This is a genomic window from Desulfobotulus sp., assembly GCF_034006065.1.
Taxonomy (GTDB): Bacteria; Desulfobacterota; Desulfobacteria; order Desulfobacterales; family ASO4-4; genus Desulfobotulus.
This window is the reverse complement of sequence record NZ_JAVETM010000001.1, coordinates 45,231-70,529: the sequence shown is the minus strand read 5'-3', so window position 1 is coordinate 70,529 and position 25,299 is coordinate 45,231. Positions and strand designations below refer to the sequence as shown.

Annotated in this window: 19 protein-coding genes; 5 read left to right on the top strand and 14 right to left on the bottom strand. The window is 53.6% G+C overall.

Features of this window, described 5'->3' with window-relative positions; genetic code table 11:
- Positions 1-64 precede the first annotated feature (64 nt).
- Both mqnC and mqnE read right to left on the bottom strand, forming a co-directional pair.
- Entirely contained in the window at positions 65-1,168 is a 1,104-nt protein-coding gene (gene mqnC, locus RBR60_RS00290; protein ID WP_320353590.1) for a cyclic dehypoxanthinyl futalosine synthase, read from the bottom strand.
- A complete protein-coding gene (mqnE, locus tag RBR60_RS00285; protein WP_320353589.1) occupies positions 1,165-2,262 on the bottom strand; it encodes an aminofutalosine synthase MqnE in 1,098 nt (365 codons plus the stop codon). The genes mqnC and mqnE overlap by 4 nt, the downstream gene beginning before the upstream one ends.
- A 312-nt stretch (positions 2,263-2,574) precedes the next feature.
- Between mqnE and RBR60_RS00280 the strand changes: the two genes are divergently transcribed.
- From RBR60_RS00280 to RBR60_RS00270, 3 genes are all read left to right on the top strand, one after another.
- Entirely contained in the window at positions 2,575-3,726 is a 1,152-nt protein-coding gene (locus RBR60_RS00280) for a tetratricopeptide repeat protein (protein ID WP_320353587.1), read from the top strand.
- A gap of 15 nt (positions 3,727-3,741) precedes the next feature.
- Complete coding sequence (locus tag RBR60_RS00275) at positions 3,742-4,992, top strand: ATP-binding protein (RefSeq protein WP_320353586.1); 1,251 nt, start codon at positions 3,742-3,744, stop codon at positions 4,990-4,992.
- A 210-nt stretch (positions 4,993-5,202) separates the two neighbouring features.
- Complete coding sequence (locus RBR60_RS00270) at positions 5,203-5,601, top strand: hotdog domain-containing protein (protein ID WP_320353584.1); 399 nt, start codon at positions 5,203-5,205, stop codon at positions 5,599-5,601.
- Here RBR60_RS00270 and RBR60_RS00265 read toward each other — a convergent pair whose 3' ends face one another.
- From RBR60_RS00265 to RBR60_RS00255, 3 genes are all read right to left on the bottom strand, one after another.
- Entirely contained in the window at positions 5,602-7,110 is a 1,509-nt protein-coding gene (locus RBR60_RS00265; protein ID WP_320353582.1) for a hypothetical protein, read from the bottom strand. It abuts the gene before it with no gap.
- A gap of 35 nt (positions 7,111-7,145) precedes the next feature.
- The gene (locus RBR60_RS00260; protein ID WP_320353581.1) at positions 7,146-7,574 is read right to left on the bottom strand and encodes a hypothetical protein; all 429 of its coding nucleotides are present in this window, start codon (positions 7,572-7,574) and stop codon (positions 7,146-7,148) included.
- A gap of 143 nt (positions 7,575-7,717) precedes the next feature.
- Complete coding sequence (locus tag RBR60_RS00255; RefSeq protein WP_320353580.1) at positions 7,718-8,164, bottom strand: hypothetical protein; 447 nt, start codon at positions 8,162-8,164, stop codon at positions 7,718-7,720.
- Between the two features lie 379 nt (positions 8,165-8,543).
- Between RBR60_RS00255 and RBR60_RS00250 the strand changes: the two genes are divergently transcribed.
- Entirely contained in the window at positions 8,544-10,796 is a 2,253-nt protein-coding gene (locus tag RBR60_RS00250; protein ID WP_320353578.1) for an SUMF1/EgtB/PvdO family nonheme iron enzyme, read from the top strand.
- A gap of 132 nt (positions 10,797-10,928) precedes the next feature.
- On the opposite strand, the gene hcp is transcribed toward RBR60_RS00250, so the two are convergent.
- The 6 genes from hcp to RBR60_RS00220 form a co-directional block, all read right to left on the bottom strand.
- Positions 10,929-12,620: a hydroxylamine reductase gene (gene hcp, locus RBR60_RS00245; RefSeq protein ID WP_320353576.1), complete on the bottom strand. Its 1,692-nt coding sequence runs from the start codon at positions 12,618-12,620 to the stop codon at positions 10,929-10,931.
- Positions 12,621-12,753: 133 nt separating this feature from the next.
- A complete protein-coding gene (locus tag RBR60_RS00240) occupies positions 12,754-15,564 on the bottom strand; it encodes a hypothetical protein (protein WP_320353575.1) in 2,811 nt (936 codons plus the stop codon).
- Between the two features lie 73 nt (positions 15,565-15,637).
- Positions 15,638-16,669: an ABC transporter ATP-binding protein gene (locus RBR60_RS00235; RefSeq protein ID WP_320353574.1), complete on the bottom strand. Its 1,032-nt coding sequence runs from the start codon at positions 16,667-16,669 to the stop codon at positions 15,638-15,640.
- A complete protein-coding gene (locus tag RBR60_RS00230; RefSeq protein WP_320353573.1) occupies positions 16,666-17,367 on the bottom strand; it encodes an ABC transporter permease in 702 nt (233 codons plus the stop codon). Before RBR60_RS00230 ends, RBR60_RS00235 begins: the two co-directional genes overlap by 4 nt.
- Before the next feature lie 34 nt (positions 17,368-17,401).
- Complete coding sequence (locus RBR60_RS00225; protein ID WP_320353572.1) at positions 17,402-18,247, bottom strand: substrate-binding domain-containing protein; 846 nt, start codon at positions 18,245-18,247, stop codon at positions 17,402-17,404.
- A gap of 53 nt (positions 18,248-18,300) precedes the next feature.
- Entirely contained in the window at positions 18,301-18,951 is a 651-nt protein-coding gene (locus RBR60_RS00220) for a TetR family transcriptional regulator (protein ID WP_320353571.1), read from the bottom strand.
- 91 nt (positions 18,952-19,042) lie between these two features.
- Between RBR60_RS00220 and RBR60_RS00215 the strand changes: the two genes are divergently transcribed.
- Positions 19,043-20,419, top strand: coding sequence for an aldehyde dehydrogenase (locus RBR60_RS00215; protein WP_320353569.1), 1,377 nt, complete (start codon positions 19,043-19,045; stop codon positions 20,417-20,419).
- A 325-nt stretch (positions 20,420-20,744) separates the two neighbouring features.
- On the opposite strand, the gene RBR60_RS00210 is transcribed toward RBR60_RS00215, so the two are convergent.
- From RBR60_RS00210 to RBR60_RS00200, 3 genes are all read right to left on the bottom strand, one after another.
- Positions 20,745-21,653 (bottom strand): radical SAM/SPASM domain-containing protein, encoded by a 909-nt coding sequence (locus RBR60_RS00210; protein ID WP_320353568.1) that lies wholly within the window; start codon positions 21,651-21,653, stop codon positions 20,745-20,747.
- Positions 21,654-21,765: 112 nt separating this feature from the next.
- Positions 21,766-23,148 (bottom strand): DEAD/DEAH box helicase, encoded by a 1,383-nt coding sequence (locus RBR60_RS00205; protein ID WP_320353566.1) that lies wholly within the window; start codon positions 23,146-23,148, stop codon positions 21,766-21,768.
- A gap of 155 nt (positions 23,149-23,303) precedes the next feature.
- Positions 23,304-25,175, bottom strand: a complete 1,872-nt coding sequence (locus RBR60_RS00200; RefSeq protein ID WP_320353564.1) for an MFS transporter — start codon at positions 25,173-25,175, stop codon at positions 23,304-23,306.
- Positions 25,176-25,299 lie beyond the last annotated feature (124 nt).

The following is a 25,299-nucleotide window of genomic DNA, read 5'->3' as shown; positions in this document are numbered from 1 at the left end:
AATCTCCAGAATCCGGTCTAAGGCCCTTAGGATCGCTCATATCCTGAAGTTGAACGCAGGGGGATCAGGACAAATGTCCAGTTAAAATGGCGGCTTGGGTTTTCCCATCTCCCGGACGGCCGTAAAAACAATCGCGCTCTGCAGGAGTAAAGCCTGCATCTTCGATGAGTCGTCTCAGCGTTCCCAGGGGAAGCCGGTAGGAAACCCCCGCCGCAGCTACTACGTTTTCCTCGATCATGGTACTGCCCATGTCATTGGCCCCGAAAAAAAGGGCAGTCTGAGCGATCTTGTCGCCCTGGGTCACCCAGGAAGCCTGGATATTGTCAAAATTATCCAGATAGATCCGGGAAAGTGCCAGAACCCGCAGGTATTCCGCAGCTGTGGTGGGGCGTATGCGGATACGGGTGTTTTCCGGCTGAAAGGTCCAGGGGATGAAGGCGGTAAACCCTGAGGTTCTTTCCTGCAGCGCGCGCAAACGATCCAGGTGGGTGAGGATATGACTGGGACGTTCCCCGTGGCCGAACATCATGGTGGCCGTGGTGCGCAGTCCCAGCCCGTGAGCCGTTTCCATCACCGAAAGCCATCGATCGGAAAGGCACTTTCCAGGGGAAACCGCAAGACGCACCGTATCCACAAGAATTTCCGCGCCGCCGCCGGGAATGGAATCCAGTCCTGCGACCACAAGGCGGGCAATGCATGCTTCATCGGAAATACCGGCCTTGTCCGCAAAAAAAGCGATTTCCGGTGGGGAATATCCATGAATATGGAGGCTGGGGAATCGTTCTTTCAGACGTTGAAGAAGGGCTTCATGCCAGGCCAGATCCAGATCCGGATGCATGCCGCCCTGCAGAAGAATCTGCCTTCCTCCCAGGGCAAAGGTTTCTTCAATTTTCTGAAAAAATTCCTCATCCTTAAGAATATACGCGCCGTTTTCCGCCCGATCCTTGTAAAAGGCACAGAACCGGCATCCGGAAACACAGACATTGGTGTAATTGATGTTGCGATCCACCACATAGGTGACCTCGCGGGAGTGACGCTGGCAACGGATGGCATGGGCTGCGGCTCCCAGATCCGGCAGATCCGCATGCCCCAGAAGATAAAGTCCCTCTTCCCGGGAAATACGCCCGCCGGAAACCGCCCTGTCCAGTATGGCCTCACAGCTTGTCATTGTACCTCCATGGATGCCATTTCTCCGTAAAAACTGTCCCGCTCCACAGGCAGCATCCCCGCCCTTTCAATGAGATGCTCCAACCCTTCCCGACTGAGGCCTTTGGGAGATGTGGCGCCTGCGGTATGGGTGATGCGCTCTTCCACAATGGTGCCATCCATATCGTCTGCCCCGAAAAACAAGGCGGTCTGGGCCAGTTTTTCGCCCAGCATCACCCAATAGGCCTTAATGTGATCAAAATTATCCAAAACCAGACGGGAAACAGCGATGGTGCGCAGGTCATCCACACCGGATGTGGGCGGCAGATGGGAAAGGGGCGTGTTGGCGGAATGAAAGGCCAGGGGAATGAAGGCGGAAAATCCACCCGTTCTGTCCTGAAGCTCCCGGAGCAAAAGCAGGTGCAAAACCCTTTCCTCCAGGGTTTCCAGGTGACCGTAGAGCATGGTGGCATTGGTGGGAATGCCCTGACCATGTACGGTCTCGATGATCTCCAACCAGCGGTCCTTGTTGATCTTACGGGGAAAAAGGGCTTTATGAATACGATCATTCAGCACCTCCGCTCCGCCGCCAGGCATCATGGCAAGGCCTGCTTTTTTAAGCCTTTCCACCACTTTTTCGATGGAAAGACCGGTGATGCCGGAAAGATAATCCAGCTCAACGGCGGTAAAGGCTTTGATGGTGGCCTCAGGCCTCAACTCCCGGATCAGGTGCAAGAGGCTCTCAAAATAGTCAAAATCCAGGGCTGGATTCAAGCCACCTACCATATGGATTTCTCGTATGGGTTCTCCCGCCCTGCAGGTGAGCTGGTTTCTCACATCCTCCAGGCTGAAGGTATATGCCCCAGGATCCCCTGCGTTTTTTGCGTAAGCGCAGAAAACACAACGGTTTCGACAGACATTGGAGTAATTGAGGTGCTGGTTATGGATGAAAAACGCCTTTCTGCCATGACGGCGCACCCGCGCTTCGTGGGCCAGAAGTCCGAGACCATTGAAGTCCGGGGTCTCGTACAGGGTCATGGCGTCTTGAAAATCAAGACGTTCACCGGAAAAATATTTGTGAGCAACGGCCTTAAGGCCCGGATCTGTGATACGCATGAAAACCTCCCCGGATTTCTGTGACCTTCCGGTCACGAAAGATTTTCCTTCATACGTCACTCCCGTCCCAAGGGCAAGCAAAAGAACATTTTCACTGAAAAACTGGAGGGATCCCCCTCAATGGGCTTTTTTCTGAAACTTTCTGTTTTTTTGAAGTCTCCAGGGACCTTACGGGGTTTTGCCAATTGATCGCATCCATTTTTTCTGTTACTTTGGCAGGCAAGATTCGACTGAATCCGCCGTACCCCAGAAAAACCCCTTTCGCCCTTCCGCCATTGGCTGCTTTTCTTAAAAAAAAATCCGGAGCCGGAAATGATTGATCTTGAGAAAATGAGTATCCTCATTGTGGATGATATGGACAATATGTGCCGGTCCATCCGCAGCATGCTGAAAATTCTCAATTACGGCAGCAACTTCCGTCTGGCCGGCAATGGTAAGGAAGCCTTGCAGATTCTGAGACAGTTTTCCGTGGACATGGCCATCATCGACTGGAATATGCCGGTGATGACAGGCATCGAGCTTCTTGACAACATACGGGAAGATAAAGAGCTCCGGGACATGCCCGTCATCATGATCACAGCGGAAGCCAACAGTGAGATCGTTGCAGAGGCCGCAGAATCAGACATCGACGCCTACCTCCTGAAACCCATTACCGTGAAATCCCTGGGCGCCAAGATCCAGAAAGTTGTGGATCGGGCCAACAATCCTCCCACTGCCTTACGCCTGCTCAAGGACGTGCGGAATCTCATCGAAAAAGAAAAATTTGATGAAGCCATCCCAGCCTGCCGCAAGGCCATAGAGGCGGATCCCACCTCTTCCCGCCCCATCCGCACCATGGGGGAAATTTTTTTCAGAAAAGGTGACATTGACACCGCAGAACGCTGGTTTGTCAAAGCCGCCCAGATGAACCATCTGGATGTGTTCTCCTTCCATCATCTGGGGGATATCTATCTGAAGCGCAACGACCTCGATAAAGCTTTCCGCTTTTATGAAAAAGCCATGAAAATCAGTCCGCGACACGTGGACAGAGCCATCAATTTCGGCAAGGTTCTTCTCCAGAAAGGCAGAGTTGACAAAGCCACCTCCGTATTTGAAAACGGCATCCGCCTTGCCGGCAACCCCACGGAGCTGAGGGAGGATGTGGCGCGTTCCTGCCTGGAAGCAGGTGCCTTTGACGCGGCCATTGCCCAGCTTGAAACCCTGCTCCGCCAGTTCCCCAAACGCCTGGATCTCATGAAAATGCTGGGTATGGCCCACCAGGATGCCAACCACCCGGAAGAAGCCCTGCCCTACCTTCTCAAGGCTGTGGAAAAGGAACCCGATGCCTTTGATGTGAATCTTCGCATTGCACGGATTTATGTTCACATGAAACAGACTTTCCGCGCCGAAGAAGTTCTGAAAAAACTCAGCCGCATGGATCCCGAACACCAGGAAGTCCGCCGCCTCATTGCCAAAAATATCTGATTCCGGAGCCTTTGCATGAACAAAGACCACAGCATCCTGGAAACCCTTGCTTCCATCACCGCAATTTCAAGGGATCCCGCACTTAATGATCAGGCCAAACTCCAGCGTCTTCTGGAAAGTCTCTGCCTGCTGATCAAAGCGGAAAAAGCCTCCATCATGCTCAAAAGGGGAAACCGTTTCCTTGAGGTGGTTGCCTCCACCCGCCCGGAAATCATCGGCATGCGCCAGGCCTTAAGCTGCGACACTCCTTCTTGCTGGGTGATCCGCAACAAAAAACCCCTTTACATGGATAAGTGTACCGGGAATCCCGGTGTCGCCTGCAAGGGAGGCTATCGGACCGATGCTTTTTTCCTTGCCCCCATTTTCAGCGCCAATCGGGTCATGGGCGTACTCTCCATGACAGACAAAGAAGGCGATGGTCTTTTTTCTCCCAAAGACCGGGAAACCATCCTCCTGCTTGCGGGCGTCATCATCAGTGCCATTGAGAATCAAACCCTGAACGAACGCCTCAAAAAACAGCGGCGACAGCTCGAGAAAAAAAATAAACAATTGCAGGAATATGAAAAAATCCGTCAGGAGTTTTTCAATCTCCTGGTGCATGATCTCAAGGCTCCCATTGCGGAGGTGGTGGCCAATCTCGACATCCTCTCCTATACAACAACGGAAGAAAACCTTGCCTTTGTGGAAGGCGCACAGTCCAGCTGCGAAATCATGTTCCGCATGGTTTCAAACCTTCTGGATATTACCCGCCTTGAAAACAAGATGCTGAAACTCATTCCCGAGCGCCTGGAAGCCACAGACCTTCTCCGGGAAGCCCTGTCCATGATCCATGGTCAGGCAAAAATCAAAAAAATCCGGATAGAAGGACCCCCTGAAAAGAATGTTCAACCCTGTTTTTTCATCGGAGACAGGGGCATTCTGCTCCGGGTTTTCCAGAATCTGCTTTCCAATGCCGTAGATCATTCCCCCGAAGGCGGTCTCATCTCCGCAGGCTATGAACAGACGGGATCCACCCTGCTTTTCCATATTGATGACAATGGGCCGGGCATTGATCCCCAAGACAGAGAAAAAATATTTGACAAATACGTGCAGGTCGGTGACAGAAAAGACGCCATCCAACGCCACTCCACAGGCTTAGGCTTAAGTTTCTGCCGCCTTGCCGTGGAAGCGCACAAAGGCCGTATTTTCGTGGAAAGCCGCAAGGTCGGCTCAGGCAGCAGTTTCCGTTTCACCCTGCCCTGCATACCGCCCGCCGGAGAGGCCTGATTCGCCCAGGGATTCTGGCTTCTCAATCTATTTTCTGCCCCTCCCCAGCCAGGGGATGGGGTTGCACACCGCATAAAAAACGCCCCTCCGAATTTTTATCGTCCGGAGGGGCTTGCTTTATTCCGCCACCCGTGCTTTGGGAGTATCGGTCTTGGGACGGGTTTTAGCTTCTCTTTATGGAAATAACCAGAAAGGACATCTTTATTGAACATGAAAATTCAGACCCATCAGAACATGGATACCCGGCTCTGTGGCATACCGGAGCGCATTGAAAACGGCATGGCCATCCTTTCCATGCCCACGCTGGATTGCATGGTCGCAGACGCCAGCGGTCTTGTGCATGGCGGCTTTCTTTTCGGACTGGCCGATCATGCCGCCATGCTGGCCGTCAATCATCCCAACGTCGTTTTAGGGGAAAGCTCCTGCCGGTTTCTCAAACCTGTTGTTCTGGGGGATACGGTGATGGCTGAGGCCAAAGTGATTCATAGTAAGGGAAAAAAATACGAGGTTGCAGTTTCCCTCCGTGTGGCGGCTAAAATCGTTTTTTCCGGAACCTTTATCTGCTTCACCCCTGAAAAGCATGTTCTTGCCAATGGCAGCAGCACCTGATCAGGCCTTACGCTTAACCCGCCGGACGATTTTACGTTTTTTCTTTTTCTTTCGCTGGTATTCCTCCGGGTTGATACGTGCATCCTGGCTGTAATCACAGGTCGCCCTGGGGCACTTCAGACCTTCTGCCCCCTCCTTGGTCATGAAGGCCACAAGAAAAGGGTTTCCGCAGGTGGGGCATGGATAATGGAAAGGCTGGGACCAGCTGATAAAATGGCAGGTGGATTGGGAGCAATCGTAAAAAACCTTGCCTTTTTCCGTCTGATTCACCTGGAGCTTTCCGGTTTTACACAAAGGACAGGTCAGAGCCAGGGCCTCCTCAAAGGCTGCAATGCGTGCCTCAATGTCCGCATCCCCCGCAGCACTTTCTTCTTCATCCCCTTCGTCTTCTTCGGCTTCGTCCTCTTCCCTTTGGGGAATGGGTGGAGCCGTTTTTACCTCTGCCTGTGGAATATCTTCCGGAACAGGACGTGGTGAGGCGGGAGCGAGAGCAGGATCAGAAACCTCCGGCGTTCTGGGAGGGGTGAAAGGCTCTTTTGGAACTTCAGGTTCAAAAGGCCCGACCTGGGATGGGCTTTTGGGAATTTCAGGCTCAAAAGGCTCGGCCTGGGATGGGCTTCTGGGAATTTCAGGCTCAAAAGGCTCGGCCTGGGATGGGCTTCTGGGAATTTCAGGCTCAAAAGGCTCGACCTGGGATGGGCTTTTGGGAATTTCAGGTTCAAAAGGCTCGACCTGGGATGGGCTTTTGGCAATTTCAGGTTCAAAAGGCTCGGCCTGGGATGGGCTTTTGGGAATTTCAGGCTCTGCAGAAGGTTCTCCGCCACCAAAAATTTCCCTCACCTGCATATCCTCAGACCGGAAAGCCCCCCGCTCACTGCGCATACGGCCCAATTTCTGCAAAACACTCCGATGCCACTCCGGAGAAACGTTTTTCCTCGTTTTGGTGACAAAGGTTCCTTTTTTTGAGCTGTCTTCCCGCTCCCTCGACAGTTCGGACACCTGTCCCGCCAGGGAGTGCATATTCAGTGTCTGAAGGAAAAAGCGTTTGGCATCATAGATGTCTTTGCGACCAGAGACCACTTCATCAATGGTCTGCACCATATAGGCAACCAGATTCATTCCCTGCATCCCTGGAAACAGGGTGTTCACCACCTGCAGCATCTTCTGGGCTGTAATCTCGGCCTTGAGTTCTCCCTGGGCATTTTCCGTTACCAGGGAAGAGGCAAGAAGGGGATCCAGGCCGGAGGCCATCCCCGCATCACTTCCCAGGCCAATGTCCCGGATATCAATCATGAAACTGGTTCGGGTATATCGCTCCGGCGGTGAGTCGGAAAACTGCCGGATTTCCTCTTCCCTTTCCGCAATTAAAACCAGAGAGGCGATGGTGGCAATATCCAGGGTCAGACCCGAAGGAAGGGCATCCAGATCAACAATTTTGCGGATATGATCCGCCAGAACCTCGTCAAAATGAGCACGGACAACGGTGAGGGCATCGGTGGAAGTCGACATGGCGGATCCTCATTTTCAGGAAAAATTCTTAACGATCAGTCTTCTTTCACCAAAGGAGCATGCTCTTCGGACATGCCGCTTTCATCGGCATTGATCTCTTCAACCATTTCCACAAGATCCGAAGCCATTGTCACAACGCGGGCAGTGGATTGGACCTCGGTTTCCTCTGCGCTTTCTTCCGTGCTTTCCTCTTCTTCGCTTCCGGATGCAGACAGAAAAATACACTCCCCTCTGCGGTCAAAAAGAATATCAAGGGTAATCTTCACATCAAAGGAAAGCTTGTAGGCAACCTTGCCTTCGTGCACCACAAGATCCCCTTCCCGAAAGGTCACATCATCCTGAAGACCGATTTTATGCTTGCTGCGTAACAGTTTTTCTATGGCCGCCCAGTCCAGTTCGGCAATGATGGTATCCATCAACTCCCGTTCGCTGCTTTGGATGACATCGGTATCACTGACTTTCACAGACTCACCTCTTTTTCTCGTTTCAGGGCCATCCGCTTTGTATGGGTGAACGGTTTTCCGAAAAGGTGCCACTCCCAAGGATTGCATGACTTGTGCATCGCAAGGCCATGGGGGATCAGATACGCCCCTTGCGGAAAAATTCTTCACCTCTGTGCCTTATCCAAAACGTCTTGCACCCACTGCGCAAGCATGTGGAAGGCAAGGGCTGCGGGTGACAAAAGATCTTTACAGAAAACCGGGCGTCCTGCGGCTTCCATCTCCTGCACCAAAGGATCCTCCGGTACGGGAAAAGGGGCCATCCGGGCCCGGAACAGCGCCAGAGCAGGTCCCGAAAAAATCTCAGACAAACGCTCCCTGCCCTGCACACGCACAGGCAAAAGTCCCAGAAGGGGCAGGGAAGCCTGCCTTTCCCGGCGCACCCATTCCAGAAGTCCCAGACTCGGACCCAGACGATCAAAGGCCGAAGCTTCCATCATCAGGGGCATTAAAACGCCATGGGCAAAAAAAAGCGCTGTGCGGGTGTGAAGGGACAAAGCCGAAGGGGTATCCCAGAAAAAAAGGGTTTCCGGAGGAAGCATGTTTTGGGCCATTTGCAACGCCTTGGCTGCATGGAGACAAAAACTTTCCCTTTCTTCAGCAAGGCCTTGGAGCCGCAGGTAAAAGAGCCCGGAAATCTCCCTGTCCGCAGCAAGGGCACTCCCTTTTATACAAAAAATATCTTCATGAACAAAGGCTTCATTTTTCCTGTCCGCAATCACCAGCGCAGGTTTTCCGCAAAGCACCCTTGCCGCAGCCAGGTTCCTCACCGTTGCGGTTTTCCCCGTCTCTCTGTTATGGTTAAGAACACAAAGAATTCGATGCATGGGGCAAGATAGCACAGAACCCGGCTTTGTAAAAACACCAAAATGCAGGACCCCGCATCCGGCAAGACCGACCCAATGAGAGCATTCTTTTTTTTGCGAGGCCGCCATGAAACTGACCTTATCCCTGAAGGGCATTGATCAAGCCCTTGAAAATCTGCCCTACCGTAACCCCAATACCCCCAAGTACCGCCTGATGCTGGCAATCCGTCAACACTTTAAAAGCGAGGAAGACCTGAGCCGCATCCAGGAGATTCCCATGGACGCCCTGATTCCCGGGATATGGGAAACCGGAGAGGATATCCAGATCATCCGCAGCCGAAGAAAAAATTTTGCCAGCCTGCGCACAGCCATCAATACCGATCTTAAGGAAATGATGGAGCAGGGCCTCAACCCCGAAGGGGTTATCATCAGTAAAAATAACACCTTTGAAATGGCTGACCTTATGCGGGAAAAGCTCCTGCAAACCGTATCCGGCATGGTCTCAGGCGAGGGTGGTCAGATGGCCATTTCAAGGCTTTATGAGCTGCTGGGACTGGTCAAAACCTTTCTCGATCGCATGGAAAAGGGACTGGACGATCCCGAAGGAAAGGAGCTTCAGGAACTCAAGCGACTGCTTGAAGGACTTGGGAATCCTTCGGAAGAAAAAGCCCTTGAAGAAAACCCCGAAAAAACCGCAGAAGAGGGCGATGGAAAGGACGAAGACCTCGAAACCCTGGAAATGGGCGAGGATGAGGAACTCGTGGAAGTCGATGACACCGATGGGGACACCGAAACCATTGAAATGGGCGAGGATGAGGAACTCGTGGAGGTCGATGACACCGATGAGGACACCGAAACCATTGAAATGGGCGAGGACGAGGAACTCGTCGAGGTCGATGACACCGATGGGGACACCGAAACCATTGAAATGGGCGAGGATGAGGAACTCGTCGAGGTCGATGACACCGATGAGGACATCGAAACCATTGAAATGGGCGAGGATGAGGAACTCGTCGAGGTCGATGACACCGATGGGGACATCGAAACCATTGAAATGGGCGAGGACGAGGAACTCGTCGAGGTCGATGACACCGATGGGGACACCGAAACCATTGAAATGGGCGAGGATGAGGAACTCGTCGAGGTCGATGACACCGATGGGGACACCGAAACCATTGAAATGGACGAGGATGAGGAACTCGTCGAGGTCGACGAGGCGGACGAAGAAATGACTTCAGACCCCCTGGATCCCGACTCCGAAGCAAGCGAGGGAGCGCTTGTGGAACTGGCAGAGGATGAAGAGCTCGTGGATGCCGAAGAAGATCTGGCGGAAATGGATGAGGAAAATGAAGAGCCAGTACTCGACCTTGTGGAAGATGAGGATGTGGAAGAAGTGGAGGTGGATGGAGAGCTGGATCCGGATCTTTTTGAGGAGCTGGTGGAACCGGAACCGCAAGAAGAGAGCGAGGAAGAACCCCAGGCTCCCGAACTGGGGTTGCCCTTTGGCAGTGATGAGGATTTCAGTGAATATGATCCTGAGGACATGCAGAAAAACCGCCTTCTTTCCGAACGCTTTGATGGATACCTGGGAGCCATGGAACGCTTCTACAACCAGTATCCCCTCATTGAAGGCAGAAGCTTTACCGTGGGCTCTCCCAATCCCGGCAAACTGGAGCGCAGAGAGCAAGAGCTGATTCTGAAGGATTTTTATATAGGCCGTTTTCCTGTTACCAACGCCCTTTTTGAAGTTTTTATTGAGCGTACGGGATACAGGACCACAGCGGAGAAAACAGGATACGGCACCGTTTTCCAACCCCGTTTCCGAAAAGTAAAAAATCCTGTCACCGGAGAGATCAAAGCCCTGTGGCAGGCGGAAACAGCCAGCAAACGGATTGAAGGGGCCGCCTGGTTTGCCCCCGAAGGTCCGGGGTCCAATATCCATGGCAAACGCAACCATCCTGTGGTGCAGGTCAGCCTTGAAGACGCAAGACGTTTTGCCGCATGGATCGGAAAACGCCTGCCTTCGGAAGACGAATGGGAAGCTGCGGCAAGAACTCCAAAGGCTCTGCCCTATCCCTGGGGAGAAACCTGGGAGGCCGAAGCCGCCAATGTAGAGGCCACGGGCATGGGAGAAACCACGGCCGTGGATACCTTTACCAAAGGGAAAAATGCCTATTCCCTCATGGACCTTGTGGGCAATGTCCTGGAATGGACACAGACCCCCATGGAGGGCATCAGCCCCAAGGGGTCGCACCTTCCTTTTTTTGTGGCCAAGGGCGGAAGCTTCATCACCGCAGGCGAACCCAGACTCTGGACGCGCTACCCCTTACGACCGGACTTCACGGCCAATATTCTGGGTTTTCGCTGCCTGGTGGATTAAGGTTTTTTCATGGACCGCCAGGAAAAAGATCCTGCTGAAAATACGGTGTGCTGGGTAAAGAATAAAAAAACAGGCTTCCCCCAGAACCCAGGTTCTGGAGGAAGCCCTTTTTCATGGCGCAGATTCTGCGATTTATCCCAAAATGGCCTTCAGATCCTCATCTGGCGTGGCGGCAATGGGCCGAATACCGAATTTTTCCACCAGAACGCCCAGCACGTTTTCCGTGATAAAGGCAGGCAGCGAGGGTCCAAGGCGGATATCCTTGATGCCCAGGTGGAGCAGGGTGAGCAGGATGGCCACAGCCTTCTGCTCATACCAGGAGAGGATCATGGAAAGGGGCAGATCATTCACTCCGCAGTCAAAGGCATTGGCCAGAGCCACGGCAATCTTTATGGCAGAATAGGCATCGTTGCACTGTCCGATGTCCAGAAGACGGGGCAGATCACCAATTTTTCCAAGGTCTTTGTCAAAGAAACGGAACTTACCACAGGCCAGGGTCAGAACCATGCAGTCTGAAGGAATTTTCTCCACAAGTTCCGTGTAGTAGTTCCGGCCGGGCTTGGCACCGTCACAGCCGCCCACAAGGAAAAAGTGGCGGATGGCTCCGGATTTCACCGCATCCACCACGGTGCCGGCCACGGAAAGCACGGTGTTGCGGGCAAAGCCTGTGAGCACTTCCTTACCCTGTACATCTTCCGTAAAGCCCTGAAGGGCCAGGGCCTTTTCAATCACAGGGGTGAAATCCTTATCCGCAATGTGCCGCACGCCGGGAAACCCCACAAGCCCTGTGGTAAAAAGATTGTTCTGATATGAGGGCTTGGGCTTCTGAATACAGTTGGTGGTCATGAGAATGGCACCGGGGAAGGCGTCAAACTCCTTGGCCTGATTCTGCCAGGCCGTGCCGTAATGCCCGTAGAAGTGCGCGTATTGTTTTAAGCCCGGATATGCATGACAGGGCAGCATCTCCCCATGGGTATAGACAAAGATCCCCTTGCCTTCGGTCTGCTTCAGCAAAAGCTCCAGATCCTTTAAATCATGGCCGGAAACCAGGATGGCCTTGCCCTTCTTCTGCCCTAAGGGTACGGCGGTGGGAACGGGATGGCCATAGGTTCCCGTATTGGCCGCATCAAGAAGTTCCATAGCCCGCAGGTTCACTTCCCCGCATTTTAAGGCCAGACCCAGAAGTTCATCCACGGAAAGATCCGGGTTGAGGGTAGCCGCCATGGCCTCGTGAATAAAGGCATAAACCGCATCATCTTCCTGCCCGAGGATGGCCGCATGATCTGCGTAGGCCGCAACCCCCTTGAGGCCATACACGATGATCTGCTTGATGGAACGCAGATCCGGATTTTTATCCGGCCCGTCAAGAAGCCCCACGGTCTCGCCCAGGGCGGTCATGGAAGCCAGATCCTGGGCCTTCATGGGCAGGGTGGGCAGGATTTTAAAATCGCCGCCATTGCCCGTGAGCTTTGCCACAAGCTTCTGGATCCAGGAACTGTCGTTGCCCGGAATTTTTCCACCTGCGTCCTTCACCCTGGCTTCCAGGGCTTTTTTCAGACGCTCACATTCCAAAATGAGATTTTCAAAGCGCTTTTCATCAAAATCCACGTTGGTCAGGGTGGAAAAAATGGCCTCCGCCGTATACCGGTTGATCCTGGGATCCACCACCCCCACCTTGCGGCCTTCCACAGCCACCTGGGAAAGTCCTTTCACAGCATGCATGAGCAGATCCTGCAAAGCTGCCACTTCCGCGGTTTTTCCGCATACGCCAATCTTGTCACATCCCACACCCTTGGCCGCCTGCTCGCACTGGTTACAAAACATGGTATCCTCCTTGATTTCAAGATCCGTTTTTTATCTTTCGTATGAAAAGGAACTTCCGTCATCGTTGGACCGAACCTACCCTTTTCACCGGGACCTTTCCTTGATCTGCGTCAAGAAGGTATTTTTTTAAAATTTAAAAAGAAAATCCCAACAGGGTGTAAAACTGGTTTTCCCCAAGATCCGAATCCAGCCCTCTGGCATAACCCAGGATCAGAGGCGCGACAATGCGGTAACCCAGAACCAGTTCCATCCGCAACTCCAACCCTGCCCCGGTGAGCTGACGCATACTTTCCCCTTCCTCCCACGCACTACCCGAATCCACAAAGACCCCAGCGGAGATATCTCCCAGGCCGAGAGGCATCAAAGACAGGTTACGCTCCATCCGGTAAAGCCAGGGATAAAAGGTCAGACGTTGGGCGGCATAGACATTCCCCCACTGCACAGACCTGGGATACCCCCGGAGTGTGGCCTCATCCCGGCCGAAAAGACGGCCCTCCTCCCAGATACGCACCCCTCCCATATGAAAAGGGCGTCCCTCTTTGTCCGCATAGCCCCCTGCCAGCCGGGCTTCCAGGGTGGAGCGCCCCGGAAGATCCCAGGTTTTCCGGATCTGGCCCTGAACCACAGGCCCCTTGTAATCTCCTGGCAGCAGATCATGGGATTCCACAACCAGGTCCGCGTACATTCCCCAGCCCACGCCCGGCGTTTCCAGATAGAACTCCTCATCCTGGAAGGTAATCCCCAGACCCACAAGATTTGTGTTCACATCCCTTAGCCGCATACCAGGCCAGGCTCGGATCCATGTATCCCTTTCATGCACCATCCCTGCGTGTACGGCCACGCGGTTTTCCAGAAAATACAGAGCATGGTTTCTCTGCAGGGTGGCCCGATCCTTTTGCTGTCTTAAGTCCAGGCTTTCTCCATTCCATGAAAACCGAGAAAACCCGTGGCTTCGTTCCAGCATCAAAGACCAGCGGTTATCACAGACATAGGTGAACCGCCCGTTGGCCAGATCGTTTTTCACATCCCAGGTGGCCTGGAGGGTATATGCATGACGGCCCAGTGCATCGCTGCCGCTGGTCAGAAAACCCAGTTGGCTTGTGTCATCATCAAAAAGCCAGACCGGAAACCAGTAGCGGGGTCTGAGGCTGGACCAGGGAGTGTAGGCTTTTTCCTCCCTCCCTTTCACAGGTTCTTGAAAAACAAGGGGATAGTCCCGCAAGCCCATCCGGAAATCCCTTGAAAAAGTTTTTAAGACCTTAGGATGCTGGATCTGAATCAGGCGATATCCCTGGGCCGTATAGGTCTGAAACATCAACCCCTGGCGTCCCGCCCAACGGGGCCTGAAAGCGCCTCCTGGGGTCTGGGTCCACTGTTCCGTTGCCCCGGTTCGAGGGTCCAGAACATGGATCTCGTACCGTCCATCGTAATCCGCGCTGAAAAGGATACGCCCGTCCGGAAGAAAGGAGGGCTCGTTTTCCATGGCCAGGGTCTGGGTGAGGGGTTGCCAGGTCAGGGTTCTCAGATCAAGAATTTCAAGATTCCATCCCTGCCCAGCTCGCTTCACGGATGCCACCACCTGCAACCCTTCCGGATCCGGATCCAGGGCTCCCAGTACACATCCCGACTCTCCGCGCCACAACAGGCGGTTTTTCCCTTCAAGGTCCACAAGGTGCAGCTCACTCCGACCGGAAACCTGACGCACTGCCAGCAGCTGCCTGCCTCCCGCAAGCCAGCGTACACGATGAAAACGCATCCCATGGGTCAGTCGCTTCCAGCCTTCGGATGGGGTATGGAGAAAGATATCGTGGAACATTCTGCCGTCCGGCCTGGACACGAGTCGGGATGCGGCAAGGCGGCCGTCTTCAGCAACACTGAGATCCCGTAGAGGCCGGACCCGCATCCAGGCCTTCACTCCATCGCCGCCATAGTGCAGAAGTTCTCGGCGATCCTGTCCGTTGTCCTTCACCAGAAAAAAATCATCCTCCCTTGCAGCCGCCACCTGCAAAAAAAGATTTCCTGAGGGTAAAATCCTATGGTCCCGGGCCTCGGCAGAAACCGCCTCTTCACCAAAACGGATCTCCATGGCTTTCCGGAAATCCTGCCAGAGTCCGGAGAAGCTTTTTCCGAAAACCCGGCGCGCCTGCGCCTGGAGCGTAAAAAAAGGAATGAGCTCCCCGCTCTGACGATGGAGAAACGCAACAACAGCCTCCTCCCCGTATTCCGAAACCAGATACTCCACAAAAAATGCCCCATACAGATAGGCCTTACCCAGGGGCCACTTTCTGAGGTCCGTCACCACTTCCTGCATGTCCTTCCAATGGCCTTCTTCCACTTCAAGGCGCATCATTGCCGCATAGTGGCTGCCCTGAAGACGGCCATACCCCGCCTTGCTGTCCGTTTCAAGGTACACAGCCACCCCTTCCAGAAGAAAGGTCGGCGTGAGGGCATGGGGAAAAAGCAGGGGGAAACGCCCAAGAATCCTGCGGCCCATGCTCACAACGCCCTGCCCCAGCTCCATGTGCAGAATATGGGCGTACTCATGGCGGATGAGGATGTGCATCCACTCATCGTAATGTTCCAGACTTCCCGCATCTTCAGGATTCGGAACAAAAAGCCGGATCTGGGCAAAGGGAAGGGGGGTCGCCCACCCATTGGCAAAATCCGTCTCATCGCTTAAGACCATATGCACCGGACCCTGGGGCGCTGATCTAAACCACAAAAGTAATTCCTCACGGACACCTTCGGCAATGCTCAGGCAGCGCAAGGCCATCTCCTGCAAGCCTTCTTGAAAATGAATCTCAAAATGCTCACTGCTCAGGGTGCGCCATCCTCCCCCCCAGGCCACGGGCTGGGCATACCCTGAGACAGGAAGCAGCAGAAGCCAGAAAACGCTCAGATACAGAAAAAAAATGCCATACCCCATGTTCAGGATTCTTCCCATTTCCCCTCCCCTTGCATCAGAATATATGGCCTGAAAATTCTCTCATCTTACCCATCCGCCGTGCTTTTAAGTTTCAGAGGCTTTCGGGCTTTTTTTCCACGCTGAAGGCTTCTTTGCAAAAACCAAGGCTCACCCGGTCTCCGGGGAGTATGCCGGATGCCGCAAGTCTTTCCCTTGAAATCCGCACATAAAGGGGCAGCCCCATGTCCACAAGAACGGTCATCTTTCCCCTTTCTGCGCTGATTCTCAGAACCCTGCCAGGAAAAAGAGAGGTTTCAGGTTCAAAGCCAGAGGGCTTACGGGAAAAAAGGTTTATTTTCTCCGGATGAATCCAGAGACGCGCAGGACCGCACAGGTCTGTATGAACGGCAATCTCCACTCCTTCTTCCGTAAGAAAAAAGTGTCTTTCCCCCCGCTGCACCAGCGTTCCTGAAAAAATATTTTCATGAGATTCCATAATCTTAGAACCATGAGACAGAAAAATCTGCTCATCCGCAAGAAGCAGGGCTTCCAGTCGTCTGTGGGTGGAAAAAATGATGGAAATCCCCCTTTCCTTACGGATTTTAAGAATGAGAGCTTCAATGCGCCGGGCGTTTTCCACATCCACACTGGCCGTGGGTTCGTCAAAAAGCAGCACTTCTGGCTGGCAGGCCAAGGCCCTTGCCAGGGCCACCCGCTGAACTTCGCCTCCGGAAAGATAAAGGGCCGGTCGTGGTCCAAACTCTCCCATCCCCACAAGCTCCAGGGATTCTTCGGCGATTTTTTTCTGGGCAGAAAAAGAAAGGCCCCGCATCTTCGGGCCATAAGAGACGTTTTTCAAAACCGTATCCGTAAAGAGAATGGGGTGCTGTTCCACCAGCACCACCCTGCGTCGCAGGGGGGTGAGGGCTTTTTCTTTCCAATCCACCGCTTTTCCCCTGAAAAAAACCCTCCCATGGGCAGGAGGGCTGAGGAAAGCCAGGATGTGCAAAAGGGTGGTTTTGCCGGAACCATTGGGGCCCAGGAGGGCATAGCTTTTATTTTCTTCAAGCTCCAGTTTCTCCAGATCCAGCACCCTGCGGCCTCCGAGGATCTGCTGCACGCCCTCAAGGGAATATAGATTCATACGCGCTCCCCATAACGGCCCTGGGCCAGCTGAAGCAAAATGTTCATACCCAGGCTGACCAGAAGCAACACAAGGCCTAAGGCCACAGCCAGAACAAATTCTCCCTTGTTATGCTCCAGGGCCATGGCTGTGGTCATGGTGCGGGTGAAGCCCTTGATGTTACCGCCGAGCATCATGGCAATGCCGATTTCCGCTATGGCCCGGCCAAAGGCGGCAATCACCGCAGCGAGAATGCCGAAACGGGCTTCCCGCAACACGGCAAGAGATGCAAAAAAGGCCGTTGCCCCCAGGGTGAGGGCCGTGCGACGGTAACGGAGATCAATGCGGCTCACTGCGGTGAGGGTGAGGGAAATCACCCAGGGCAGAATCAGAATCACCTGCCCGATGATGATGGCTTTGGGGGTATAGAGCCAGCCGAGAAACCCGAGACTTCCGCTTCGGGATAAAAAGGCATAGGCAAAAAGCCCGATCACCACCGTGGGCAGGGCCAGCAAGGTATTAACCAGAGTGATGACCGCCCGTTTGCCTTTGAAGGATGCCACCGCAAGGCCAAACCCCGCAGGAACTCCGAGGATGGCGGCAAAGAGTGTGGCAAAAAAACTTACGTACAGGGAGAGCCAGATAATGGCGTAAAGCTTTTGATCCATAGACAGGATCATTGAAAGGGCTTCTGCAAGGCTCTGGCTGAAAAATTCCATGGTTTACGCATCCTTACAAAGGCAGTCCGGGTTTTTATTCCTTCCGGGCGTCGGGAAAAAAGAGGGGGTTCCCATGGAGCTGGTAGGCGCCGATCACCTGCTGGCCCCGTTCGGAAACCAGCCAGCGGGCAAAGGTATCCGCCAGGTCAAAGCGCACATGGGAGTGTTTTTGTGGATTCACAGGAATGACGCCATAGGGATTTTTCAGAAGCTCATCCCCTTCATACACAATTTCAAGGGTATAGCCGTCTTTGCGGCCATATTTGTACTGAAGGTAGGTACCCCGGTCGCTGAGCACGTAGCCGTTTTTTTCCTGAGCAAAAACAAGGGCTTCCCCCATGCCCTGGCCGATGGAAAAATACCAGCCCCCTCCCTTTTCAGGCTCATGGGACGCATTCAGGGCAAGTCCGGATGCCATCCAGAGTTCCTTTTCCCGTGCATGGGTGCCGCTGTCATCTCCCCTGGAAACAAAGGGAAGGCGGGATTCGGCAATGGCCTTCATGGCTTCTGCAATGCTGGCGGCATTTTTACAGATTGTATCCCCTTTCGGGCCCACCAGGATGAAATCATTGTACATTACGGCATAGCGTTTTGTACCGTACCCTTCTTCCACAAACTTTTTTTCCCGCTTGAGGTCATGGACAAAGAGGATGTCCGCATTGCCGTCCATGCCGTCTTTCAGGGCAGCTCCCGTGCCTTTGGCCATAACCCGCACCGCGATGCCCGTATCCTTTGTGAACTCCGGGAGCAGCACATCAAGAAGCCCTGAAGCCTGGGTGCTGGTGGTGGTGCTCATGGTGATCACCTTCTCTGTGGCGAAGGCGGGAAGGGTAAAAAGGAAAGCTGCTAGCGCAAAACATCCGAAAAGCCTCTTTTTCATGATCTTTTCCTTTTTTAAGGTTTCAAAGGGAAGAAATGCTTCCTCCCGGCCATTCATGGATTGTTTTTTTCACAACGCAGCAAGGCCCCCGTCCAGAGATCCTGGACCAGCCTCGGAAAAAGGGAAGAAAAATCCACCTGAAGATGCCTCAAGCCCCTTGCGGCCAGAATATCCTTTGCCATTCCAGCAGGTTCGGCCATCTGCCAGAGTCCGATCATGGTGGAAAAGCTGCCAATGAGAAGCTCAAGGATCTCGGCTTGCCTGAGGCCTGGAAAAACGCCTGCCATGGCAGAGACGCTTTTTTCCATACGCAGGTTGAGATACTCCTTGAAATCCACCACCGCTTCATAGTCCCCACAGCCTTCGAGGATCAGGTTGTAACGGCTCCCCAGGCGCACCAACAGGGAATCCATGGCTGCATTGCAGAGAAGACCCGGAATGGCCTCCGCACCCTGCCCCTTTTCAAGGGCAAAATCCAGGGCGTCAAAAACGCGGCCCAGGGTCTCCTGCAGGAGGGCAAGATCCAGGGTTTCACGGTTTTTGAAATAAAGATAGAAGGTTCCCTTGGCCAGCCCCGCAGCAGCGGCAATCTCTGCAATGGGAACGGAAAGCTCCTGCCCATCTCCGTAAAGGTGCCTCGCCGTATCCAGGATGGTCTGACGCCGTTCGGCCTTGGCCGCGTCATTCATCGCGCGTTTTTTCAAAATCCTGACCCCGCAGAGTTAGACCATTGACAAGTGACTTTGAGTCATTTATTAACTGACTTAACGTCATTTATATTCCCAGGGAGGCCCCATGTCAAACCCAGAGTCCATTTCCCATATCATAGCAAAACAGCGTTTTTTCTTTGGCCAGGGAAGTACGCTCACCCTTCAGTCCAGAAAAAAAAGACTTGAAGCCCTGGATCAGGCCATCACACGACATGAAAAGACGATTTTCGACGCCCTGGCCCTGGACCTTGGCAAATCACCGGAAGAAGCCCTGCTCACAGAAATCCGGGAGGTGAAAAAAGAAATCAGATTTACCCTGAAGCATCTTTCTTCATGGATGAAAAGCCGCTCTGTGCCAACCCCCATTACTCTTTTTGGCTCAAAAAGCCGCATCCAGCCCCAGCCCTTAGGAACGGTGCTCATCATCGCACCCTGGAATTATCCCTTCAATCTTTCCCTGATGCCCCTCATTCCTGCCCTTGCTGCCGGAAATACGGTGATTATGAAGCCATCGGAGATGGCTCCTGCCACATCTGCCATCCTTGCAAAGATCATTTCGGATGCTTTTTTGCCTGAAGAAGTGGCCCTTGTGGAAGGCGGCATTCCGGAAACAACAGAGCTGCTCTCCCAGGCCTTTGACCATATTTTTTTCACCGGCGGAGAAGCCGTGGGCCGCATTGTCATGGAAGCGGCTACCCGCCACCTCACCCCTGTTACCCTGGAGCTTGGGGGTAAAAGCCCGGCCCTTGTGGCCGCCGACGCCCATGTGGAGCTTGCGGCAAAGCGCATCGTGTGGGGAAAATTCATGAATGCAGGCCAGACCTGCGTGGCCCCGGATTATGTGCTGGTGGAAGAAGGCATTCTGCCCCAATTCATCAAAGCCTTAAAAAAATACATTGCAGCTTTTTACGGTGAAACTCCTGGCAAAAGCCCCTTTTATGGTCGTATCATCAGCGAAAGGCATTTTGACCGGCTTCTGGCCCTCCTTGAAAATCAGCATATTCTTGTCGGCGGAATCTTTGACAGAAAAGAGCGTTTCCTTGCGCCCACAGTACTTGGGGATGTATCTGCTGAAAGTCCTGTGATGCAGGAAGAAATTTTCGGCCCCATCCTGCCCCTTATCCCTGTTTCTGACATGGAAAGCGCCATCCGCTTTGTACAGAACCGCCCCAAGCCCCTGGCCCTCTATGTTTTCACCGAAGACAGGGCATTTTGCGAAAAGGTGCTGCGGGAAACCACCTCAGGCGGGGCCTGTGTCAACGATACCCTGGTGCATCTGTCTTCCCACCATCTGCCCTTCGGAGGTGTGGGCCCAAGCGGCATGGGAGCCTACCACGGCAAAGAGGGATTCAGAACCTTCTCCCACTACAAAAGCATTGTCAAGACCAGCACAAGGCTGGATCTTCCCCTGCGCTACCCTCCCTATCCCAGGTGGTTCCGTCACCTCATGAACCGCATATGAAAAAACTCCCCATCCACAGCATTTTTTAAGGCATGGAATCTTTCCGTGAAAAAAAACGCAGGTGGCCCTCCCTGAAGGGGATGCCATTGGGGCACCCCTCTTCCCCCAAAAAACAAGAAAATGGGGAAAAAAATCAGGGACAAGGCAAGGGACTGAAAATAAAAGCTGCATCACTGGGGATCGGTAAAGATCCGGGGATGGGGAATATTTCTTTGCGGATGTTTGGGAGAGAAAATGTGGTCTGTACGCCTTGAAGCAGGGGCCAGGGCAGTTCGGCCCGCGCCCTTTCTGTGCGCCCGGATCCTGGGGGCTCAGGCACCCTTCATCAGTTCCGGGGCAATGATGGGATGCAAGCTGATTTCTTCGCCTGTGCCTTCAGGGTTTTCAAAGAAAACCTGCGAATGTAGCTGCATCTTCTGCAGAGTTCTTCGGAAAGCCTGTAGTTGGCAAAATTCTTCTGAATCTCCAGCGCACGCTTGCTGCGGAGGATCTCAGAGAGCGTTTCCGTAAACGCACTGCCAAGATTCATCTCCCCTTCGGCGTCGAGACAGCATGGCGTCACAACTCCGTTGGAGAGAACCGCGATCTGATTTTTTAAGCCATAACAGAATCCTTCAAGGCCTATGACCGGATCCTGCATGGAAGGCCAGCGGAATTCCGTATCAAAATGCAGATAGGTTCTTCCCGCAAGCCTGAAACTTTTTTTCTGCTTCACATCCACTTTTCGGATCTGAAAACCGTATCGGGATTCCAGCTCGGCCAGGATGCCCTCATGGGGGATTCCCATATTCGGATCCAGATCCCACAGACGAAAATTAATATAAAGATCAGGCCTTTTCATTGCAGCTTTCTGGGCAAAGGCCAAAATGGCATCCCGCTTATCGGAATCATTTTCCATGCCATTGGCAAGAAGGGCGTGCAGGGAAAAATTGATCTGGGCCACACAAGGAGAGAGCAAGGCCTCCTCCCTGCCTTCAAGGAGGAGACCATTGCTTGTGATTTCAAACCGCGCGGCCATGGCCTCGCCCAGGCGGATGAACTCCGCAAAAAGCGGGTGAAGGAGGGGCTCGCCTTTCACATGCAAAAGAATCCTTTCCGCAAGCCCCCTGGCTTCCCTCAGCACCTTTTCAAAGTCCCTCATTTCAACAAAACAAGGTTTTCTCTGTGTGCTGGGACAAAAGGCGCAGGAAAGATTACAGACATTGGTGATTTCAAAAAACAGCTTTTTCAGCATGCTTTTGGCAAAACCCTTCTGTGCTTTCCAGAAATCACATGAGCGTTGAAACGAAAAAAATGCCCTTGCTGCCATTCACCGCAAAAATTTTCCTGTTGCCAGGGTTTTTGCCCTACCGGGGCTGACCCTTCGGTCGCCCGGATCTGGAGGGGGGCCTTCTGCCTTTGGCGGGGGGTGTGGGTTTTCCTGTCTGGGATCCGGCTCTGCCACCCGGACCTTTGTAACCAGACGCAGCCTTTTCACCGCCTGTTTTCGGCTTGGTCCTGGACGCCGCTCGTCTGGCCACAAGCTCAAGGATTTCCCGATCCGCCTTCTTTTCACTGGCAGGATCTCCGGGACGGAGCATCACATAGGCGGGTACGGCGCTGTCTTCGGTATACCCCGCCACCTTTTCCACGGTAATTTTCTGACCCAGAAGTTTTTCGATGGATCGCAGATGCACCCTGTCTTCCCCACTCACCAGGGACACGGCAATGCCCTTCACCCCGGCACGACCCGTACGGCCGATACGGTGCACATAGTCTTCCGGAATTCCAGGCATGTCATAGTTCACCACATAGGGCAGGTGGGCAATATCCAGGCCCCTTGCCGCCACATCCGTTGCCACGAGAACACGGATTTCATCCTTTTTGAAGGCTTCAAGGGTGCGCGTGCGTACGGACTGGCTCTTGTTTCCATGCAAAGCCGCCGCACGGATCCCCTGGGCCGCAAGCTTTTCCGTCAGCTTGTTGGCCCCATGCTTGGTTTTGGAAAACACCAGCACGCGTTTCCAATCCCCATCATCCATCAGATGAACAAGCAGTGCGCGTTTGTTTTCCTTATGCACAAGGTGTACCTTCTGCTCAACGGAGTCCGCCGCACTGTTGTCCGGACTCACCTCAACGGACTGGGGATTTTTCAGCATTTTCGCCGCAAGATCCCGGATCTCACGGGTGTAGGTGGCGGAAAAAAGCATGGTCCTGCGTGCTTCGGGCAGCAAAAGGAGAATCTCGGAAATGGCTTTGCTGAATCCCATATCCAGCATCCTGTCCGCCTCATCAAAAACCAGAAACTCAATCTGGGACAAATTCAGATAACGCTGACCCGCAAGGTCAAGAAGGCGTCCTGGTGTGGCCACAAGAATATCCACACCACGCTTCAGACGGTCCACCTGGGGCTGAAGTCCCACGCCGCCATAAACCACGGTGCATCCCATGGAAACCTTGCGTGCATAGCCTTGTACGCATTCACCGACCTGAAGGGCCAGCTCCCGGGTAGGGGCCAGAACCAGGGCTCTGGGATGACGCCCCTTTCTGCGCTGTCCGCTTAAAATATCCACCATGGGAAGGGCAAAGGCATCTGTCTTTCCTGTTCCGGTCTGGGCGCGGGCCAGCACATCCCGCCCGCCAAGGATGAAGGGAATAACCTGGGTCTGGATGGGCGTGGGCGTGATATAGCCCTTTTCCTTCACGGCTTTCAGCAGTTCAGCCCGAAGGCCGAGTTTATCAAATGACATGGAGTAATCCTGCGTGCTCTTTTTCATGTTGTACGTTGAAGCTTACCGACTCCAGAAGATTGCTCCCAGGCCGAATGGAAACTGCATCCGAGCTATAGTCTAATTTCATCCGGATGTCCCCATATTTCCATTCCTTTCACCCGGCTAAGCCCATATCAGGGAGAATCCCCCCGCAAAAGCCGCACCTGTTCTTCCAGCGCCTCGGCCGTGGCTTCCCCGGAGGAAAGGGGCGGACCGACCACCAGTCCCACCCTGGACCAGAAACGGCCCTTGAACTTCATCGCTCCCCTCCCCTCATGACTGAAAAAAGAACCCCAGAGCCCCTGAAGCGCCATGGGAATCACAGGCACAGGCGTTTCTGCAAGGATGCGTTCTATCCCCGGCCTGAAAGGATTCATCTCTCCGTTGCGGGTGAGACGGCCTTCGGGAAAAATGCAAATCAGGTTCCCCTCTTTCAGCTCCGCCGCCACACTGGCAAAGGCTTTTTCAAACACAAGGGGATCCTCCTTGAAGCTGCAGATGGGAATGGTGCGGGCGGCGCGGAAAAGGCCATTCAGCCCTGGCAAATCATAAATGGCCTTTTCCATGACAAAGCGCACAGGCCGTCTGCATGCACCCGCAATAAGAAGGGCATCCACATAACTCACATGGTTGGCCACCAGCACTGCAGGACCTTCCTCGGGAATCTGATCGAGGTTTTCACTGCGCACCCGGTACATGGAATGGGTAAGAAGATACACCACAAAACGCAGCAGAAATTCCGGAACCTGGGCATAGACATAAAGGGCCACCACCGCGTTCATCAGGGCCAGAACCAGAAAATAGTGGGGTATGCTCAGATCAAAGACCGCAAGGAAGAGAATACCAGCCAGGGCGCTGGCTACCATAAAAAGGGCATTAAAGATGTTATTGGCCGCAATGATCCGCGCCCTTTGCCCAGGCTCCGCCCTTTTTTGCAAAAGGGCGTAAAGGGGAACAATGAAAAGACCACCGGACACACCGATGAGGGTCAGGGCCAGCAGCACGGCCATGCCATGGGGCTGGGCCCAGAAGGCGGTGAAACTCAGAAGTTCTCCATCGCTGGCTATGGGACTGACGCTGTAAAGGAAAAGGCCTGAAAGGGTGATCCCCAGAGATCCCATGGGCACAATGCCCAGTTCCACCCGGTCTCCGGAAAGGCGTTCGCAGAGCATGGAACCTGCGCCAACGCCCACGGAAAAGGCCACCAGGAGGGCCGTAACCACGGTATTGTCCCCCATGAGGACAGTTTTGGTGAAATTGGGAAACTGGGTGAGATAGCTGGCTCCGAGGAACCAGAACCAGCTGATGGCCATAATGGAGAGATAAAGGGTACGGTTTGCGTAACTGAGGCGGATGATGCCTAAGGTCTGGGACCAGGGGGCAAAACGAAAGGTTTCCGCAGATGCCATCTTTCCCACAAGGGGAATCAAACGGCTGGCGAGATAGCCCAGAAAGGCAAAGAGTACCAGAACGACACCGATCCACAGAGGCGCACGGGGGATCCCCACCAGAAGCCCGCCAAGGATGGTGCCCATGAGAATGGCAAGAAAGGTGCCCATCTCCACCCAGGCGTTTCCCGCAAGAAGCTCCTCGTCTCTCAGCAGCTGGGGCAGCACCGCATACTTGACCGGCCCGAAAAAGGCGGACTGCGTCCCCATGAGAAACAAGAGCCCCAGCAAAAACAGATATTGTTCCGTGTAAAAGGCAAGGGCCGCCAAAACCATAAGAAGGATTTCCGTGATTTTCAATGCCCGGATCAGTCGGGTTTTGCAGATGGCGTCCGCAAGACTGCCCGCGGTGGCAGAAAAGAGCAGAAAGGGAAGAATGAAAAGGCCTGCGGCCAGATTCATGGTGAAATTGGTATCCCAGGGTAAAGCCGAAGCTACACTGAAGGCAAGGAGCAGCATCAGGGCGTTCTTAAACACATTGTCATTGAACGCGCCGCTGGCCTGGGTGAGAAAAAAGGGCAGAAAACGCCTGCTCAGGATAATCCTACCGGCTGTCATCGTAGGTGTCCTTCTTCGGTGATTTTAAGGTTATGCCATAAGGAAAATATGAAGGCGGAATTTACCTTATCTCCTTCAGGCCCCATCTTCATGGTCTATGTACGCCATGGTCAGGGCCCAAGAC